Genomic DNA, 18764 nt, shown 5'->3' on the forward strand with positions numbered 1-18764 from the left:
TCTCGTCTCCGATTGCGGATTTTCTTGCGTCTGTTCTCGTATACATGAAGAATACGCTGGACGGCGGAAGACAGGAAAAACCGCCCCTAGGACCGGTAACTATGTTTTTTGCACATTTTATAGTCGTTTTAGCGCTACAACTGGCGCCAATGGCAGCAGGTTTCCCAAAATCTGCGGCGCGATTCGGAAAGCTCCGTGCAATGCGCGGCCTGGATGGAAGGGTGGACGCATGACGATCATGATGAAAGACAGCGCCCGGACCCGGGCTTATGACCGGATCCGCGCCGGTATCCTCAACGGCACCTTCCCGGCCGGCTCCTTCATCGAGGAGGCCCAGGCCAGCGCCCTTGCCGAGGTCTCCCGGACGCCGGTGCGCGAGGCGCTGAACCAGCTGGCGGCGGAGGGGTTCCTCGATCTCCTGCCCCGGCGCGGCGCGATGGTGCGGCACGTCACGGCGCAGGAGCTGGTCGATCTCTACGAGGCGCGCAAGCTGATCGAGGGCCATGCCGCCGACGTGATCTGCGAGACCGACCGCGGCGCGCCGCCCGAGATGCGCCGCCTGGCCGCCGAGATGGAGGCGCTCCCGCTGGAGGACGCGCTGCAGCATGTCGAGCTGAACGGCCGCTTCCACGCGGCACTGATGGCGCATTGCGGCAACCAGATCCTGATCCGCATGTCCGAGGCGATGTCGGCCAATGTCACCCGCATCGGCTTCTCCGCCTTCACGATCGACCGCGACCGCCGCGCGCTGATCGACCGCGAGCATTCCGCGCTGGTCGAGGCGCTGGATGCCGGCGACGCCGCCCGCGCCCGCGCCATCCTCAAGGTCCATCTGGAAGCCCCCGCCCATATCCTGGCGAAACTCCCGCGCTGACCCCCGCCGGGCACCGGCGGCGCATTTCCGGTCCCGTCCCGGCAGCCGAAGGCGACCCGGTCCCGCATCTCCATCGCGACGCCACAGCCCGCGGCGGCCCCGCCTGCGCCTAGGCGCCTTCTCCATCGGCCCGCCATGCCGCAAAAGATCGGCTGGATGCGTGCCGGGACCCGGCTCTCTGGACGCTGCGAGACCAGTCCCGCACTTCCGCGCCCATGCGTGCGACGCGGTCATCCTGCCGTTTCGACACAGGAGACGCCGGCCGCCACTGCCTGCTCGCAGCCTCGGGTCAGCGCCCGGCCTGCTGTGACCCGGAACGAGGCCCTGGCAGACGGCAATCGGATAGCGAGGCGCAGAGGAGCCGGGCGGCGACGGCCGATGCAGCGGCTGCCGCGTCATGGCGCGGGGCCGAAGCGTGCGGACTGTTCCCTGGCAGGGTGCTGAAACGCGGTCAGAGCCATGACCAGCAGGGTGCTGAAAGGTCCGCTTGGCCAAGGAACTTGGGCGCAAAGCTGGAAGAATGGTCGTGAAGGCGGCTAGAGTTTCCGAAGTCAGGGAGCAGCCTTGACCAAATCAGGCCGGATGTCCTCCGCGACGACGCATTGGAGACCCATTTGGCAGCCTGTCAGGGGGAAGTCCGTTCGGTTTTCATCTGAGGCGACCCCAGCAGGTAAGCCGGGATGGCCGCCTTCCGGAAAACTATTCAGGTTTGCCTCCGGGCCCTGTCGCCGGTCAACTCCTGAGCACCCTGCCAGGCAGCCGTCTGCCTTGCCGATTGCCATCGATAGGGCACGAACTGCTAGCCGCTCGGGCAGTCCTGCCCGGAACTGTGCATATGCGACGATCGCCTCGCCGCTATCGGCTTGCCGCCAAGACTCCGGGAACGGCGCCCGGGCAGAAGACGACTCTCCCGGTGACGCAAAATGGATATCGTCCTCGACCAGGCCTTCAGCGCTGAAAACCCCGGCCCGCGCACCGCCATCGGCCTCAACGTGCCAGGCCGCTGGCGCCCAAGTCCCGAGCGGGGCCAACGACCCGGGCACATCTCCGTCCCCCAATGACGGCAACAAGGGCCCCGCCCTCTGCCGCAGCCGAAGGTCCGCGGCGCCCGGGGCCGGTTCCAGAGGGGCTCAGGCCTTCTGCGGATAGGTGATGATCGACAGGTAGCGCGCGGGCAGCGACACCAGGCCTTCGGGCCCGTGCGGCGCGTCGGAATCGAAGAGCAGCGAGTCGCCCGGCTCCAGCCGGTAGAGCCGCTCGCCATGGCGGTAGTCGACCAGCCCCTCGATCATGTAGAGATACTCGATCCCCTCGTGCTGGAAGGCCGGGAAGGTGTCGCTCTGGCTGTCGAGGGTGATCAGGTAGGGCTCCACCACCACCCCGGAATTGTTCGAGCCGATATGCCCGAGCAGGCTGTACTGGTGCCCGGCGCGGGTGCCCGCGCGCTCGGTCTCGACCCCCTCGCCCGCCTTGACATGCATGCAGCCGCGGGCCTCCTCGTAGCCCGAGAAAAGCTGGACCAGCGGCACGCGCAGCGCATGGGCCAGGGTCTGGATCGTCGCCAGCGAGGGCGAGATCACGCCGTTCTCGATCTTCGAGAGCATGCCGACCGACAGGCCCGCAGCGCCCGCCAGCTCCGCCCCGGTCAGCCGCTGGCGGCGGCGCAGCTCGCGCACTTCGCGGCCGATCGCGACCTCCAGGTTCTTCTCCCGCACCTCGCGCAGGGCATGCGGGTTCTGCGCGAACGCGCCATGGCCGGATTTCACGGACTAAACCTCCGGGGCAACTGCAACGGGGCAAGTTTCCCAGAAAGAGAATTCCTTGGCCACCGGATTCCGCAAGGGAAAGCCGGATCAGAGCGGCAGCGGCGGAGTTGCGCCGCTTTCCTCCAGCTCCCAGCGCGCCTGCCAGGCCCCGTCCCGGCGCTCCAGCATCAGGTAGTTGCGCTCCGCGGCATAGCGGTGGCGCTGTCCGGGCAGCGGGCGGATGCGGATCGGATGGCCCGGCAGCGGCGCCTCGCCCAGCGAGGCCAGCGTTCCGAGCGTGCGGGCCCAGGCGGCGGGCGGCGCGCGGTGGGCGATGCCCGAGGCGACGAGCTGGTGCAGCACCCGGCCGCCGCTCATGGACATTTCGGCCCGGGTCGCCAGGTGGATCTCGCCCGAGATCGCGGTCACGTCCTGGCCGTCCCGCGCGGCGATGTCCTGCACCAGCCGCAGCATCCGGCGCCATTCGGCGCGATGCGCGCGGCTCTGCCACTGGTCGCGCAGGTCGTCCTCGTATTTCTGCATATGCGGCACGGCCATCATCAGGAATTCGAGGATGGAGAGCCGCGGGCCGAGAAGCGGCACGCTGGAGAGCAGGAAGGTGCGGCCCGCGCAGTCGCGGTCGCGCTCGGCCTCGGCGGCGGCCCAGCCGGGGCCGCCCATCACCTGGCGGCGGCCGCGCTCGGAGCGCAGGTCGGGGGCGAAGAGCCGGAGCCCGCCGCCCTGGATGCTCCAGCCCAGATGTCCGCCCGAGGGATCGGCGAAGCGCGGCGGCAGGTCGCCCTCGGCGGCGGCGGCCTGGAAGACCAGATAGGCCTCGCGCGCAGCGGAGAACAGCGTCCGCCCGACCGCCGAGGCGGTGGCGGCGCGCGGCAGCGAGCCCCAGCCGTCGCAGATGTCGTGGTCGTCCCATTGCATCAGCGAGGGGATGCGCGCCGCCAGCCAGGCGAGATCCGGGGCGGCGTAGATCGCGGCGTAGCGCAACAGGAAGCGCTCGCGCAGATGGGTGTTCAGCGCCTCGAGCTCCTCCGCGGAGGGCGCCTCGGGATAGTGCGCGGGCCAGTCGGCGGTCAGCTCGTGGCCGTCCGTCACCTCGTCGGCATAGACCTGGTCGCCGCCATGGAGGAGCAGCGCGAAGGGCGCGTCGGCATGGGCGCGGCGCAGCCTCGCCCACATGGCGTTGCGCTCGGAGCCCTCTCGCTCCATGTCGCCGGTCTCTTCGCCGTTGCAGGAGACATAGGCCAGGCGCAGGTCGCCTTCGCCGATCCCGGCCACCTGGAACTCGGTCCCGTTCCAGCGGTAGCTGCCGCCCTGGACCGGAAGGCGGAAGCGGGCGCGCCAGATCTCGGCGCGGCGGTAGGAGGCGATGCGCACCGGCGCGGCGGAGGCGCCCCCGGCCTCGATCTCCGCGGGCACCTGGCCCCCGGCGGCGATGAAGAGCGCGGCCAGATGCAGCCCGTCCTCTGCCAGCGCGTCGAGATAGAGCACCGGGCCGATCAGCCGGCCGGTGCCGCTCATGCCGTTGCTCCGCCCGGCATCCGGGTCTTGCCGCCGTCGATCATCACCGTCCGCTCCTCGTGACTGCCTGCCGGTGATCTAGGCTTAGCTGACGCCTCGGGAAAGGTGCCTGCGGCAGATCGGCAGACACCCGCCCGCGCGGCGCTCAGGCCCCGGCGAGCCGCGCATAGGCGGCCTTGCGGTCGAGAAGCTGGGCATGGCGGCCCTCTTCGACGATCCGGCCCTCCTGCATCACGAGGATCCGGTCGGCCTCCTCGATGGTCGAGAGCCGGTGCGCGATCACCAGCGTCGTGCGCCCGGCCGAGAGCCGCGCCAGCGCCTCCTGGATCTCGCGCTCGGTCTCGCGGTCGAGCGCCGAGGTCGCCTCGTCGAGCAGCAGGATGGGCGGATCCTTCAGGAAGACCCGGGCGATGGCGACGCGCTGGCGCTGGCCGCCCGAGAGCAGGACGCCGCGCTCGCCGACGATGGTGTCGAGCCCTTCGGGCAGGGTCTCGACCAGCGGGCCGAGCTGCGCCAGCCGCACCGCCTCGAGGATCTGCGCCTCGGTCGCGCCGAGCCGGCCATAGGCGATATTCTCGCGCAGCGTGCCGCCGAAGAGGAAGACATCCTGCGAGACCAGCCCGATCTGGCGGCGCAGCGAGCCCAGCGTCATCGCCCGGAGCGGCAGGCCGTCGATGCGGATCTCGCCCGTCTCGGGCTCGTAGAAGCGCGGCACCAGCGACATCAGGCTGGACTTGCCCGCCCCCGAGGGACCGACCAGCGCCACGGTCTCGCCCGGGCGCACGGTCAGGTCGATGCCGTGGAGCACGCCTCGGCTGTCGTCATAGCCGAAGCTGACATGGTCGAAGACGATCTCGCCCTTCAGCTCGGGCGCCTCGCGCGCCTCGGGGGCGTCGGCGATGTCGGGCTCGATCGCCAGCAGCTCCTGGTAGCGGCGGAAGCCCGCGATGCCCTTGGGATAGGTCTCGACCACCGCGGCGATCTTCTCGAGCGGGCGGAAGAAGACATTGACCAGCAGCAGGAAGCCGACGAAGGCGCCGGTGGTCAGCGTGCCCTGCAGGACATAGCCCGCCCCCGCGACCATCACCACGACCTGCACCATGCGCATGCCCATGTAGTGGATCGCCGAGGAGGTCGCCATGATCTTGTACGCCTCGAGCTTGGTCTTGCGGTAGCCGGCATTGTCGGCGGCGAAGAGCTTCTCCTCATGCGGCTCGTTGGCGAAGGCCTGCACCACGCGGATGCCGCCGAGCGCCTCTTCCAGCCGGACGTTGAAGGCGCCGACGCGCGAGTAGATCTCGCGCCAGGCGCGCGTCATGCGGCCGCCATAGACCGAGACCAGCCAGACCATCAGCGGCACGATCACCGCGGTGATCAGCGCCAGCTCGACATGCAGGTTCATCATCAGCAGGAAGGCGCCGATGAAGGTCATGATCGCGATGAACAGGTCCTCGGGGCCGTGATGGGCGACCTCGCCGATCTCCTCCAGGTCGCGGGTCACGCGGGCGACGAGCTTGCCGGTCACCGCGCGGTCGTACCAGCGCCAGCTCAGCCGGGTGAGGTGGCGGAAGGCGCGGGCGCGCATCTCGGTCTCGATATTGATGCCCAGCCGGTGGCCCCAGTAGATCACGATCGCCATCAGCCCGGTATTGACCAGGTAGATCATCGCCAGCCCGCAGGCGGCGGCGACGGTCAGCCACCAGTCGCCCAGCGGGATCAGCCGGTCGATGAAGGCGGTGATCGCCAGCGGGAAGGCGAGTTCCAGGAGGCCCGAGAGCACGGCGCAGCCGAAATCGAGCCAGAACAGCCCGGCATGCGGGCGGTAGTAGGAAATGAACTGGCGAAGCATGCTCTGTCCTTGTGTCATGCGGGGTCTCATGCGGGGATCGCCACGGGGCTGGCGCCGTCGCGGGGAAGCACCTGCATCGGCAGGCCGAAGACATGCTGCAGCGCGGCAGGTGCCATCATCTCGCCCGGTCCGCCCTCGAAGGCAAGCCGTCCGCCCTTCAGCGCGACGATATGGTCGCAGAAGCGCGCCGCCATGTTGAGGTCGTGCAGCACCACGACGACGGACCGGCCATGCGCCTGCGACAGGCTGCGGATCAGCGCCAGCACCTCCATCTGGTGGGCGATGTCGAGCGCCGAGATCGGCTCGTCGAGCAGCAGGCAGCCGGCCTCCTGCGCGATCAGCATGGCCAGCCAGGCGCGCTGCGCCTCGCCGCCCGACAGCGTGTCGACCCGCCGCCCGGCCAGCGGCGCCAGCCCGCAGGCGGCGATCGCGGCGTCGGTGGCGGCGCGGTCCTGCGCGGAAGGCCTCCCGAGCGCGCCATGCCAGGGATAGCGGCCGAGCGCGACCAGCTCTTCGACCAGCATGCCCTCGGCGGCGGGCGGATGCTGCGGCAGATAGGCCAGCCGCCGCGCCAGCGCGCGGCGCGGCCATTGCCCGAGGTCGCGCCCCTCGAAGCGGATCCGCCCCGTGCTTGGCGCCGCCTGCCCCGAGAGCAGCCGCAGCAGCGTCGACTTGCCCGAGCCGTTATGGCCGATCAGCCCGGTCACCCGCCCCTCCGGCAGGGCGAGGTCGAGCCCCTCAAGGAGCGTCCGGCCGGGGACGGCCATGCCGAGCCCCTCGATATCGAATAGCGCGGTCATCCCTGTCTCCGCATCAGGAGCCACAGGAGCCAGGGCGTGCCGAGGAGCGACGCGAAGAGCCCGAGCGGCAGGTCATAGGGGAAAGCGGCCATGCGCGCGCCGAAATCGGCGGCGAGCATCAGCAGCGCGCCGATCAGCACGGCGCCGGCGATCTGGTGGAGCGGCCGCGCGAGGCCGAGCCGCCGCGCCAGATGCGGCGCCATCAGCCCGGCGAAGCTGAGCGGTCCGACCAGTACGGTGGCCGCACCGGTGGCGAGCCCGGCAACCAGGATCATCGCCGCCCAGGCGCGCTCCACCGGCAGGCCGAGCGCGCGGGCGGTGGCCGGGCCGAGCGGCAGCAGCTCGAGCCAGCGGCGTGCCGCCGCGCAGGCCGCGAGCAGGAGGAGGAGCAGCGCCAGAAGCCCCAGCGCACCCGTGGCCGAGAGGCTGGCCGCCGAGCCCGAGAGCCAGGCCAGCACCGCGAAGGATTTCGCCGTGCCCGCCGCCATCAGCGCCGAGAGCACCGCGCCCGCCAGCGCGGAGACCGCGATGCCGCCGAGCAGCACCCGCTCGGGCCCGATCCCGCCGCGCAGCGCCGCCACGGCCAGCAGCAGGAGCGCCAGCGCGCCGCCGCCGCCCGCCCCGAGCGCCAGCGCCGCCGCCGGGGGCGCCGCCATGGCGAAAAGCGTCGCGGCATAGCCCATCGCCGCCCCGCCCGAGACGCCCAGCACCTCCGGCGAGGCCAGCGGATTGCCGGTCAGCCGCTGCAGCACCGCCCCCGCAAGCCCCAGGAGCCCGCCCGCGGCGCCCGCGCCGAGGAGCCGCGGCAGCCGGTTGGGCAGGAACTGCCGCAGCGTCTCGCCGCGCAGGATGTCCCAGCCGCCCGGCACCCGCCCGGCCATCGCCAGCAGCACGACCGCGGCCAGCGCGGCGGCGAGAAGGAGCGCCAGCAGCCGCTCCGGACGGGCGGCGCGCGGCAGGTGCGGCGCCGCTTCGGGCGGGGCGGCGGCGCGCAGCCGCGGCAGCATCCATAAAAGCAGCGGCGCGCCGATCAGCCCGGTCACGGCGCCTGCCGGGAACATCTCGCCCCCCGCCCCGGCCAGCGCCAGCACCAGCCCGTCGCAGAGCCACAGCAGCAGCGCCCCGCACAGGGGCGCCAGCAGGAGCCGCTGGCCGATCCGCCTTGCGCCGAGCCCGCGCGCCAGCGCCGGAGCGGCCAGCCCGACGAAGCCGACGAGACCGACCGCCGCCGAGACCGCCGCAGCCAGCGCCACGGCCAGCGCCGCGCCGCCGAGCCGCACCAGCGCCGCATTCATGCCGAGCGACCCGGCGGCGGCACCGAGCTGCATCAGCCCCAGCGGCCGTGCCAGCAGCGCCGCGCAGAGCCCGCCGGCCGCCAGCACGCCCGCCAGCGACAGCGCCGGCTGCCAGCCGGTCTGCACCAGCGAGCCGCCATTCCACACGACCAGCGAGAACAGGTACTGCCCCTGCGACAGCACCAGCGCCGAGGCGATGGCCGAGGCGAAGAGCCCGGCCAGCATGCCCGCGATCACCATCGTCACGGGGTGGAAGCCGCGCAGCGCACCCAGCCCCATCACCAGCCCTGCCGCCGCGGCGGCCCCCGCCAGCGCCACCGGCCAGCGGCCCCAGCCGAGCAGCTCCGGCGCGAAGAGCGTCGCCGCGACCAGCGCCAGCTGCGCGCCCGAGGAAATGCCGAGCACCGAGGGATCGGCCACCGGATTGCGGAACACCGTCTGCAGGATCTGCCCCGACAGCCCCAGGAGCGCGCCGGCCAGCAGCGCCACGGCCCCGCGCGGCATCAGCCCGAAGGCCAGCAGGATGCCGTCGAGCGACATGCCCGACGGATCGAAGGGCGGCAGCGGCCAGGGCAGCGGCATCAGCCGCAGCGCGGCAAGGCTCCAGAGCGCCGCTGCCAGGAGCCCCGCCGCCGCCAGAGGAAGGATCGCGCGCAGGGTCATGCGGCCTCCGCTGCCAGTGCCCGGACCGGTGCCGAGGGACGCCCGGCGAGGAGCGCTTTCGGCGAGGGTCCAGCCGGACCGTCTCCGCCGTGTCGCCGCAGACGGCTCCGGCAAGCGAACGCTGGCGGTCCCGCGGGTCGGGCGACGCGGATTGCTCCCGACGGCCGGCTATTCCTGCCAAAAGTACTGGGGCCATGTTCAGCGCTTCGCCAAGGGATCAGCGACTCTATTCCAGCGGCCTGCAATGGCTGCCCCGCAGCGCCTCGGGAGGATTGCGAGGCCGGAACGTCTTGGCAGGGACTGTCCGCGCTCTTGCCGGACTCGGGTCTGTCCTTCGGGCCCGCGAGAGAACGGCAGGCAGCCGAAACTGACATCGCGGACGAGTGGGAGTGCCCCCTGACACGCCGCGCGGAAGGCATGCCGAAGCCGGTGGACACGCGACGCAAGAAAGGCGCAAGCTCTTCTCCGCCATGGACAGGCATCAGAAGACCATCGGCCGGGTTCGCATGCGGGTGCGCGAGGCGAGCCACGCCCCCGGAAGAGCGCGCGATGCAACCCCGAGGCGCCGGGTCTGCGGCGCAGCCGGGACAGGCGACCGAGGCGGCCAGTTGACACACGGTCCTCGCGGCTACGCTCGTCGAAACCCGCTGGCGGGTCGCGGAACGACCCGGGCCCGGAACTGCATTGCAGCACACTTTACTCGCCGCAACGCCTGCAGAAACCCCCGGGCAAGTCACGAAACGACGCGAGACCGGACAGCACGTTGCACCCGCCGCAACGCTCGCGGAAACCTGCGGTCGAGCCGAGGAAAGACGCGAGGCCGGAACGGCAAAGCGGCACCCGGCACGCGCCGCTGCGTCCGCGGGCACCCGCGCGCGGGGCATAGAACGCCCTGGGGCCGGAATGGCAGGGCGGCGCGCGAGAAACGCCATACCACTTAGAGGCAGGCGCAAGTGGGTCGCGTAACGACGCGGGGCCAGAACGGCAGGAACCTCAGGGCAGCGCACGGCACATGCTGCACCACTTAGGGGCAGCCGGAGGTGCAGCGCAGGAACGGCCGGTTGACACGCGGCACGCGCGGCAATTTCCGCCGGAACCTGCGGACGGATCTCGAAACGGCCCGGGGACGGCACGGCCGGGCGAAACGCGGCACTGGCTCCAACGTCCGCAGGCACCCACTGGCGCGCCACGGGAGCCGGGGCCACAACGGCAAAATGGCAGGCGGCAGCCACCGCGACGCGAGCCTGCACCTGCGGTCGAGACGCGGAAAGACGCGGGAGGGGACCTGCGCTCATGCCGCCTCCGGGGCCAGCGCGGCGGCGAGGGCGCGGGCGAAGCGCAGGCCGGAGGGCATGCCGCCGAACGGGTTCAGGGGGGGCAGCTCGGTGACGCGCCCCTCGGCGACGGCCGGGAGATGCTGCCAGAGCACCGAGCGCGCCAGCCCGCGCCGCGCCGCGGCCGGGGGCGGGCCCAGGGTGACGATCCGCGCCTCCGGCCGCTCGGCCAGCCGTTCCAGCGGCACCGGGGCGGCGAAGGAGAAGCGGCTCGGCGCCTGCCAGGCGTTTTCCAGCCCCAGCCGCGCCAGCACGTCGCCGAACATGCTGTCGGCGCCGAAGGCGCGGAAATGGCGGGCATCGCCCAGGTCGATCACGTAGACGGGCCGATCGCGCAGCGGCGCCAGGCGGGCCGCGAGGCGGGCGAGCCCGGCCTCTGCCCCGGCCTGCAGGCGGCGGGCCTCCTCTTCGCGTCCCAGCCGCGCCGCCAGCGTGCCGAGCGCCGCCACGGCCTTGGGCCAGGGCGGCACGCCGGGCAGGTAGACCGGCAGCGACAGGACCGGCGCGATCGCGCCCAGCCGCGGCTCGATCGGCGCGTACCAGGGCGAGGACAGGATCAGATCGGGGCGCGAGAGCTGCAGCAGCTCGAAATTCGGCGATCCGCGCAGGCCTAGGTCGATGACCGAGGCGGGCACCTCCGGATCGCCGATATCGGCGCGGTAGCGGATCAGCTCGCAGGCCGCGACCGGCACCTCGCCCAGCATCAGCGCGGTCTCGAGCATCGCCCAGTCGATCGCGGCCAGCCGCGCGCCCCCGGCCTGCGCCGGGCAGGCGACGGCCGCCAGCAGCCCGCCGAGGACCGCGCGCCTGCCCGGACGCGTCACCATTTCCAGGTCAGCTTCGCCTGCACCGCGCGGCCGTCGCCGTAATAGCAGCCGAAGGAACCGCAATTGGCGACATAGGCCTCGTCGGTGAGGTTCGAGACATTCACCGAGACCTCGGCATTCTCGGTCAGCGCATAGGCCGCCTGCAGGTCGAGCAGCGTCGCCTCGTCGATCTTGTACTCGTTCGCCGCGTCGCCGTAATGCTCGCCGATATAGCGGATGCCGCCGCCGAGGGTCAGCCCGTCGAGCGCGCCGTCGAAATCATGGCTGAGCCAGAGGCTGGCATTGTGCAGCGGCGCATTGGGCAGCTCGGCCCCCGCATTGTCGCCGCGGCGCTGCCAGGCGTCGTTCCAGGTGAAGGCGCCGCGCAGGTTCCAGCCCTCCGCGAGGCTCGCCACCGCCTCCAGCTCGACGCCTTCCGAGCGGACGCGGCCGATCTGGCGGGTGCCGCTGATGCCGTTCTCCACCACGGTGGCGGCGACATTGGTCTGGTCGATGCGGAAGACCGCGGCGGTGAAGAGCGCGTTGAACCCGGCGGGCTGGTACTTCACCCCGGCCTCCCACTGGCGCCCCTCGGTCGGGTCGAGCGCGCGTCCGTCGATATCCGAGCCCAGCTCGGGATCGAAGGAGGTCGAATAGGAGATGTAGGGCGCGATGCCGTTGGCGAAGAGCCAGGACGCCCCGGCGCGGTAGGTCGTCGCCTGGTCGGTTTGCGAGATGTCGGTCGTGCCGGCAAAGTTGGTCCAGCTCTCGCCATCCTGGTCGACCCAGTCATGGCGCAGCGCCGCCGAGAGCGTCAGCGCGCCGATCTCGATCTCGTCCTGCAGGTAGATCCCGGCCTGCTCGACCGTCAGGTCGTCGATCGAGGTGTACCAGGGCGCGCTGAGATTGCCGCTCGACGCCGAGGGGTTGGAGAAGCTGATCGGATCGGCATAGAGGAAGCTGTTGCTTTCCTTGACATCGTAGCGGCGCAGGTCGAGCCCGAAGAGCAGCCGGTGCAGCGCGCGGCCGGTCTCCACCTCGCCGGTGATGCGGCTGTCGAGGTTCAGCGTCTCGCTCTCCTCCGAGGAGTCGTTGCCGCCGCGGGTGATCGTGTCGCCGTCGGCCACCGCGTTGTTGACGTAGAAGCCGGTATAGTCCCAGTCGAAGCTCTGGTAGCGGAAACCCATGTCGAGCGCCCAGCCCGCGCCCAGATCCTGCGCCAGCTCGAAGCCGAGGTTGAGGATCTCGCGGTCGCTCTCGTCCTCGGAGCTGTCGCCGGCGTAGAATTCGCGCAGGTCGCGGTCGCTTTTCTGGCCGATCAGGTCATAGGGAATACCCGCCGGGGTGATCGGGCTGTCTTCCTGGTAGGAGCCGAGGAACTGCAGCCGCGTGCCCGGGGTGACATGCCAGTCGGTGGCCACGCCGAGATAGCGCCGCTCGTTGGTCAGCTCCTCGACGTCTTCCTCGGTGTCGCGGCCCACCGCGGTGACGCGGGCGGCGAAATCCGGGGTGAAGGCGCGGTTGACGTCGACGAAGGCCTCGGTCGCCTTGGGATCGCCGAAGCCGATGCCGACCTCGCCGAAATCGGCGTCCTGGGCGCGCTTCTGCACCTGGTTGATCATCCCGCCGGGCGTGCCCGAGCCGTAGAGCACCGAGGCCGGGCCGCGCAGCACCTCGATCCGCTCCAGCGCATAGGTCTCGAAGGAGGGCGCGCCGAAATCGCGCAGCAGCCGCAGCCCGTTGAGATACTGGGCGTTCGAGCCGTCGAAGCCGCGGATCGTCGGGCTGTCGAAGCGCGGATCGGTGCCGAAGGGCTGCGCGGTGATGCCCGCGACATAGCCCAGCGTGTCGCCCAGGTTGGTGCCGCCCTGGTCCTCGATCTGGTCGCCGGTGATCACCGAGACGGACGAGGGCACCTGCAGCAGCGGCGTGCCGCTCTTGGTGGCGGTCTGCTGGCTCGGCGCGACATAGCCCGCCACCGGCGCCATCGGATCGGGCGTGCCGGTGACGACGATGGTGTCGAGCACCAGCAGGTCGGCGGTCGACTGCGCCCGCGCGGCCCCGGCCAGGGCCAGGCCGCTGCAGGTGGCAAGGAGGAAGACAGTGCGGGGGGACGGCATGTTCACGGGAAGGGGCATCGGCAGATCCATCGGAAAAGATTTCCCGAGCGTTTAGCTCGGATATTCGGGCGCGGCTTGAACCGTTCCGCCGCCGCTTGAACCGTTCCGGGGAAACTGCGCACGCCGCCAGGCGGCCGGCGAGGTGCCGTGGCGGCGGCGGAAGGCGCGGGTCAGGTGCGCCTGGTCGGCGAAGCCGGTGCAGGCGGCGATCCCGGCCAGGTCGCGGCCCGGATCGGCCATCAGCTCGGCGGCGCGGTCGAGCCGCAGCCCGGTCAGCCAGCGCTGCGGCGTCACCCCCTCGCCGTCGCGGAAGGCGCGGGCGAACCAGCTTTCCGACAGGCCCGCGATCTCGGCGAGCTCGGCGGTGGGGATGCGGCGGCCGAGATGGCGCGCGGCATGGCCCTCCAGCCGCTTGCGCACCGCCGGCGCCAGCCCGCCCTGCGCCATCGCGGGCTCGGGCGCGAGATCGAGCGTCTCGGCCAGCAGCGCTGAAAGGAGCCCGTCGAGCATCAGCGCGGGCCGCGTCGGACGCTCCACCTCGGCGGCGAAGAGCTCGGCCAGGGGCGCCGCGCGGCCGGTTTTCAGGAAGGCCGCCCGGCCGATCGCCGCCCGCCCCTCTGGTCCCAGCCGCTGCGCCAGCGGCCCGGCCTCCAGATGCAGGTCGAGATGGGCGAAATCCTGCGCCTCGGCCAGCTCGCTCCAGAGCGGCAGGCCCGGCGGAATGTAGAGCGCCCGCACCCCGGTCTCGGCCGGGCCGCCCTCGGTGCAGCGCAGCTCCATCGCCGGAGGCTCGCCGAGGAACACCACCAGCCGAGGGTCGGGCGAGCTGTAGAAGCCCCCGCCCCCGGCTGCGCCGCGCACATGCCAGACATCCGCGATCGCCCCGGGAAGGCGGCGGAAGGCGAGCGGACGCAGGGTGCGGATCGCCCGCGTGCGGGCGGTCATGCGGGGAAGGAATGTCATGGACAGGTCCCGGCGGAAACGGATGGGAGGTTGGGGCTTGCCGCAGGGAGAGGCTGGCGGGGCGTATCCGACAGTTTTACTCGGCAATTGTCAAGGCCGAAGCCCCGCCCGGTCCCGAATTACCGCGCTGGCACTGTCCCGGCCTCGCGCGCCATCCGGCGGCGGAGCTTGCGCAGCATCGAGGCGACCAGCAGCCGGTGCGCCGGGGCGACCGGCAGCATGTAGGCGCGGCCGAAGGCATTGTGGGTGACGACCGAGGCGGTCACGGTCAGCCGCCGCCCCGCGACGGAAAGGCAGGTCATCACGTCGAGATGGCGGTCGCGCTCGGTCAGGACCAGCAGGTCGGGCGCCGCCTCCTCGACAAGGAAGAAGTCCAGATGGTCGCCCGCCGCCACCGAGGCGACCGGCTTGCCCGAGAAGCTGCCGATCCGCTTGACCCCGAAGCGCGCGGAGATCGCGTCGCGCAGCCGGAAGGCCGCCCCCAGCCAGCGCGGCTGCCCGGCGGTCATCATCGCCCACGCCTCGAGCGCGGTGACCGCGCGCGGCAGCTCCACCGTGCGGCTGTGGAGGAAATCGAGCTTGCCGGGCGCGTCGAGCATCCGGATCCGCGGGTCGTCGGCCATGGAACATGCCTCGCGCAATCTGCCTGCCCTGCCCTAGCCCCGCCGGTGCCGCAGGGAAAGGCGCAGGATGACGCGCCCCGCCCGGCCGGTCCAAATTGAACGGATTTCATGTTCACGTTGAAGATTATGAGTTTGGCTTTTCGTTCGCGACGGTATAGCGCGGAGACCGTCCGTGCCAGAGGTGAGCCCAATGCTGAAACTGTCCCCCGTCTTCGACCAAATCCGCGACGCGGCCGCGCAGCGCATCCTGATCCTCGACGGCGCGATGGGGACGCAGATCCAGCTTCTCGGGCTCGGCGAAGGCGATTTCCAGGGCTGCGGCAACGGCGCCTGTTCCTGCCACCTGCCCCATTCCTCGGACAAGCCGCAGAAGGGCAATAACGACCTTCTCAACCTGACCCGGCCGGACGTGATCGAGGACATCCACTACCGCTACGCCATGGCCGGGGCGGATATCGTCGAGACCAACACCTTCTCCTCGACCACGATCGCGCAGGCCGACTACGCGATGGAGGCCGCGGTGCGCGACCTCAATGTCGAAGGCGCGCGGCTGGCGCGCAAGGCGATGGACCGCGCCGAGGCCGAGGACGGGCGCAAGCGCTTCGTCGCCGGCGCGCTCGGCCCGACGAACCGCACCGCCTCGATCAGCCCGGACGTGAACAACCCGGGCTACCGCGCCGTGACCTTCGACCAGCTCAAGGACGCCTATGCCGAGCAGGCCCGCGCCCTCATCGAGGGCGGCGCCGACATCCTGCTGATCGAGACGATCTTCGACACGCTGAACGCCAAGGCGGCGATCTTCGCCTGCGAGCTGGTCTTCGAGGAAATCGGCATGCGCCTGCCGGTGATGATCTCGGGCACGATCACCGACCTGTCGGGCCGCACCCTCTCCGGCCAGACGCCGACCGCCTTCTGGCATTCGGTGCGCCATTCCGAGCCGCTGACCATCGGCCTGAACTGCGCGCTCGGCGCCGCGGCGATGCGCGCCCATATCGACGAGATCTCGACCGTCGCCGACACGCTGGTCTGCGCCTATCCCAATGCCGGCCTACCGAACGAGATGGGCGAATACGACGAGACCCCGGAGCAGATGGCCGCGCAGGTCGCCGAATTCGCCCGCGACGGTCTGGTGAACATCGTCGGCGGCTGCTGCGGCTCGACCTATGACCATATCCGCGCCATCGCCAATGCGGTGAAGGACTGCACCCCGCGCGCCATCCCCGAGCATGCGCCGCTGATGCGGCTCTCGGGGCTCGAGCCCTTCGTGCTGACGCCGGAAATCCCCTTCGTGAACGTGGGCGAGCGGACGAATGTCACCGGCTCGGCCAAGTTCCGCAAGCTGATCACCAATGGCGACTATGCCGAGGCGCTGGATGTCGCGCGCCAGCAGGTGGAGAACGGCGCCCAGATCATCGACGTCAACATGGACGAGGGGCTGATCGACTCCAAGCAGGCGATGATCGAGTTCCTGAACCTGATCGCCGCCGAGCCCGACATCGCCCGCGTGCCCGTCATGATCGACAGCTCCAAATGGGAGGTGATCGAGGCCGGGCTGAAATGCGTCCAGGGCAAGGCGGTCGTCAACTCGATCTCGATGAAGGAGGGCGAGGCGCAGTTCCTGGAGCACGCGCGGCTCTGCCGCCGCTACGGCGCGGCCGTGATCGTCATGGCCTTCGACGAGACCGGCCAGGCCGATACCGAGGACCGCAAGGTCGAGATCTGTTCGCGCGCCTACAAGCTGCTGACCGAAGAGGTCGGCTTCCCGCCCGAGGACATCATCTTCGACCCGAACGTCTTCGCCGTGGCGACCGGCATCGAGGAGCACGACAATTACGGCGTCGACTTCATCGAGGCGACGCGGCGGATCACCACTGACTGCCCGCATGTCCATATCTCGGGCGGCGTGTCGAACCTGTCCTTTTCCTTCCGCGGCAACGAACCCGTGCGCGAGGCGATGCATGCGGTGTTCCTGTACCACGCCATCCAGAACGGCATGGACATGGGCATCGTCAATGCGGGCCAGCTGGCGGTCTATGACCAGATCGACGCCGAGCTGCGCGAGGCCTGCGAGGACGTCGTCCTGAACCGCGCCCCCGCCAATGGCGGCACCGCGACCGAGAACATGCTGGAAATCGCCGAGCGCTACCGCGGCCAGGGCGGCGCGAAAGGGCGCGAGAAGGACATGTCCTGGCGCGAGCTCTCCGTCGAGAAGCGGCTGGAGCACGCGCTGGTCAACGGCATCACCGAATTCATCGACGCCGACACCGAGGAGGCCCGGCAGGCCGCCGAGCGTCCGCTGCACGTGATCGAGGGCCCGCTGATGGCGGGGATGAATGTCGTCGGCGACCTCTTCGGCGCGGGCAAGATGTTCCTGCCGCAGGTGGTGAAATCGGCGCGCGTGATGAAGCAGGCCGTGGCCGTGCTCCTGCCCTACATGGAAGAGGAGAAGCGCCTGTCGGGCGGCGAGGGCCGCGAAAGCGCAGGCAAGGTCCTGATGGCCACCGTGAAGGGCGATGTCCACGACATCGGCAAGAACATCGTCGGCGTCGTGCTGGCCTGCAACAACTACGAGATCCTCGATCTGGGCGTGATGGTCCCGGCCGAGAAGATCCTGCAGGTCGCCCGCGACGAGAAGGTCGACGTGATCGGGCTTTCGGGGCTGATCACGCCGTCGCTGGACGAGATGGTCCATGTCGCCGCCGAGATGGAGCGCCAGGGCTTCGAGATCCCGCTGCTGATCGGCGGCGCGACGACCTCGAAGGTGCATACCGCGGTGAAGATCCATCCGCGCTATGCCAAGGGCCAGGCGGTCTATGTCACCGACGCGAGCCGCGCGGTCGGCGTGGTCTCCTCGCTGCTGTCGCCGGCGCAGGTGCAGGGCTATGTCGAGGGCGTGCGCGGCGAATATGCCGACGTTGCCGAGCGCCATGCCCGCGCGGAACTCGCCAAGAAGCGCATCACGCTGGAGCAGGCCCGCGCCAATGCGCTGTCGCTGTCCCATGAGGGCACGCAGGCGCCGGGCTTCCTCGGCACGAAGGTCTGGGACGGCTGGGATCTGGCGGAGCTGGCGCGCTACATCGACTGGACGCCGTTCTTCCAGACCTGGGAGCTGAAGGGCGTCTATCCGCGCATCCTCGAGGACGAGAAGCAGGGCGAGGCGGCGCGCGCGCTCTTTGCCGATGCCAAGGCGATGCTGGAGAAGATCGTCGCCGAGAAATGGTTCTCGCCCAGGGCCGTTGTCGGCTTCTGGCCGGCCAACCGCGACGGCGACGACATCCGGCTCTTTACCGGCGAGGACCGCGGCGAGACCCGCGCGGTGCTGCACACGCTGCGCCAGCAGACGGCGAAACGCGGCGACCGGCCGAATGTGGCGATGGCGGATTTCGTCGCGCCCGCGGGCACGGCCGACTATGTCGGCGGCTTCGTGGTCACGGCCGGCCCCGAGGAGGCGGAGATCGCGGCGCGGTTCGAGGCGGCGAATGACGACTATTCGGCGATCATGGTCAAGGCGCTGGCCGACCGCTTCGCCGAGGCCTTCGCCGAGCGGATGCACGAGCTGGTGCGGACCGAGCTCTGGGGCTATGCCGCGGAGAGCTACGCGCCCGAGGAGCTGATCGGCGAGCCCTACAAGGGCATCCGCCCGGCGCCCGGCTATCCGGCGCAGCCCGACCATACCGAGAAGACGACACTGTTCGAGCTTCTCGACGCGACGGCGGCGACCGGGGTGGAGCTGACCGAGAGCTTCGCGATGTGGCCGGGCTCTTCCGTTTCGGGCCTCTACCTGGCGCATCCCGACAGCTACTACTTCGGCGTGGCGAAGGTCGAGCGCGACCAGGTCGAGGATTACGCGCTCCGCAAGGGGATGTCGGTGGAGGAGGTCGAGCGCTGGCTGGCGCCGATCCTGAACTACACCCCGGGCGGCGCGGCCACCGTCGCGGCGGAATAGGCGCAGCAAGGCCCGACCCGGCCACCGGCGGGACAGAGTCCCGGCCGCAGCCGGATCGGGCCAGCACCCTGTCCCAATGGGGTGCGGCGTTGCCGGTCTTGGCGCTTGGGCGCCTCCGGGTCTGGGCGGCGATGCCGGTTGGCTCTGCTGCGCGCAGGCTGCGGCTTGCTGGTTTCACAAGGTGCCGAAGAAGCCTTGCTCTGCCGGGGA

Annotated in this window: 11 protein-coding genes; 2 read left to right on the forward strand and 9 right to left on the reverse strand. The window is 70.7% G+C overall.

Annotated elements, in window-relative coordinates:
* The first annotated feature begins 229 nt into the window (after window positions 1-229).
* Window positions 230-874: a GntR family transcriptional regulator gene (locus FGX59_RS06800; protein WP_171060541.1), complete on the forward strand. Its 645-nt coding sequence runs from the start codon at window positions 230-232 to the stop codon at window positions 872-874.
* A gap of 1130 nt (window positions 875-2004) precedes the next feature.
* On the opposite strand, the gene FGX59_RS06805 is transcribed toward FGX59_RS06800, so the two are convergent.
* From FGX59_RS06805 to FGX59_RS06845, 9 genes are all read right to left on the reverse strand, one after another.
* Window positions 2005-2640, reverse strand: coding sequence for an XRE family transcriptional regulator (locus FGX59_RS06805; RefSeq protein ID WP_138465778.1), 636 nt, complete (start codon window positions 2638-2640; stop codon window positions 2005-2007).
* Window positions 2641-2727: 87 nt separating this feature from the next.
* Entirely contained in the window at window positions 2728-4155 is a 1428-nt protein-coding gene (locus FGX59_RS06810; RefSeq protein ID WP_138465779.1) for an alkaline phosphatase D family protein, read from the reverse strand.
* Between the two features lie 145 nt (window positions 4156-4300).
* Window positions 4301-6004 (reverse strand): ABC transporter ATP-binding protein, encoded by a 1704-nt coding sequence (locus FGX59_RS06815; RefSeq protein ID WP_138465780.1) that lies wholly within the window; start codon window positions 6002-6004, stop codon window positions 4301-4303.
* A gap of 26 nt (window positions 6005-6030) precedes the next feature.
* Window positions 6031-6804 (reverse strand): ABC transporter ATP-binding protein, encoded by a 774-nt coding sequence (locus tag FGX59_RS06820; protein ID WP_138465781.1) that lies wholly within the window; start codon window positions 6802-6804, stop codon window positions 6031-6033.
* Window positions 6801-8762 carry a Fe(3+)-hydroxamate ABC transporter permease FhuB gene (fhuB, locus tag FGX59_RS06825; RefSeq protein ID WP_138465782.1) on the reverse strand — a complete coding sequence of 654 codons (1962 nt, stop codon included), beginning with the start codon at window positions 8760-8762 and terminating at the stop codon, window positions 6801-6803. The genes FGX59_RS06820 and fhuB overlap by 4 nt, the downstream gene beginning before the upstream one ends.
* Window positions 8763-10053: 1291 nt before the next feature.
* On the reverse strand, window positions 10054-10923 hold the full coding sequence (locus FGX59_RS06830; RefSeq protein ID WP_138465783.1) for an iron-siderophore ABC transporter substrate-binding protein: 870 nt from the start codon (window positions 10921-10923) through the stop codon (window positions 10054-10056).
* Window positions 10917-13040, reverse strand: coding sequence for a TonB-dependent siderophore receptor (locus FGX59_RS06835; protein ID WP_240722293.1), 2124 nt, complete (start codon window positions 13038-13040; stop codon window positions 10917-10919). Before FGX59_RS06835 ends, FGX59_RS06830 begins: the two co-directional genes overlap by 7 nt.
* 33 nt (window positions 13041-13073) lie before the next feature.
* Window positions 13074-13985 carry an AraC family transcriptional regulator gene (locus FGX59_RS39445; RefSeq protein WP_138465784.1) on the reverse strand — a complete coding sequence of 304 codons (912 nt, stop codon included), beginning with the start codon at window positions 13983-13985 and terminating at the stop codon, window positions 13074-13076.
* 119 nt (window positions 13986-14104) lie between these two features.
* Complete coding sequence (locus FGX59_RS06845) at window positions 14105-14608, reverse strand: DUF2867 domain-containing protein (protein WP_138465785.1); 504 nt, start codon at window positions 14606-14608, stop codon at window positions 14105-14107.
* A 190-nt stretch (window positions 14609-14798) separates the two neighbouring features.
* Between FGX59_RS06845 and metH the strand changes: the two genes are divergently transcribed.
* Window positions 14799-18554, forward strand: coding sequence for a methionine synthase (gene metH, locus FGX59_RS06850; RefSeq protein ID WP_138465786.1), 3756 nt, complete (start codon window positions 14799-14801; stop codon window positions 18552-18554).
* Window positions 18555-18764 lie beyond the last annotated feature (210 nt).

The sequence above is a fragment of the Poseidonocella sp. HB161398 genome (genome assembly GCF_005870025.1).
Classification (GTDB): domain Bacteria; phylum Pseudomonadota; class Alphaproteobacteria; order Rhodobacterales; family Rhodobacteraceae; genus Mangrovicoccus.

Bases quoted from the DNA above. Each gene is read 5' to 3' on its own strand.
- FGX59_RS06800 (WP_171060541.1), top strand. From the start codon at position 230: ATGACGATCATGATGAAAGACAGCGCCCGGACCCGGGCTTATGACCGG.
- FGX59_RS06810 (WP_138465779.1), bottom strand. From the start codon at position 4,155: ATGAGCGGCACCGGCCGGCTGATCGGCCCGGTGCTCTATCTCGACGCG.
- FGX59_RS06815 (WP_138465780.1), bottom strand. From the start codon at position 6,004: ATGCTTCGCCAGTTCATTTCCTACTACCGCCCGCATGCCGGGCTGTTC.
- FGX59_RS06820 (WP_138465781.1), bottom strand. From the start codon at position 6,804: ATGACCGCGCTATTCGATATCGAGGGGCTCGGCATGGCCGTCCCCGGC.
- fhuB (WP_138465782.1), bottom strand. From the start codon at position 8,762: ATGACCCTGCGCGCGATCCTTCCTCTGGCGGCGGCGGGGCTCCTGGCA.
- FGX59_RS06830 (WP_138465783.1), bottom strand. From the start codon at position 10,923: ATGGTGACGCGTCCGGGCAGGCGCGCGGTCCTCGGCGGGCTGCTGGCG.
- FGX59_RS06835 (WP_240722293.1), bottom strand. From the start codon at position 13,040: ATGCCCCTTCCCGTGAACATGCCGTCCCCCCGCACTGTCTTCCTCCTT.
- FGX59_RS39445 (WP_138465784.1), bottom strand. From the start codon at position 13,985: ATGACATTCCTTCCCCGCATGACCGCCCGCACGCGGGCGATCCGCACC.
- FGX59_RS06845 (WP_138465785.1), bottom strand. From the start codon at position 14,608: ATGGCCGACGACCCGCGGATCCGGATGCTCGACGCGCCCGGCAAGCTC.
- metH (WP_138465786.1), top strand. From the start codon at position 14,799: ATGCTGAAACTGTCCCCCGTCTTCGACCAAATCCGCGACGCGGCCGCG.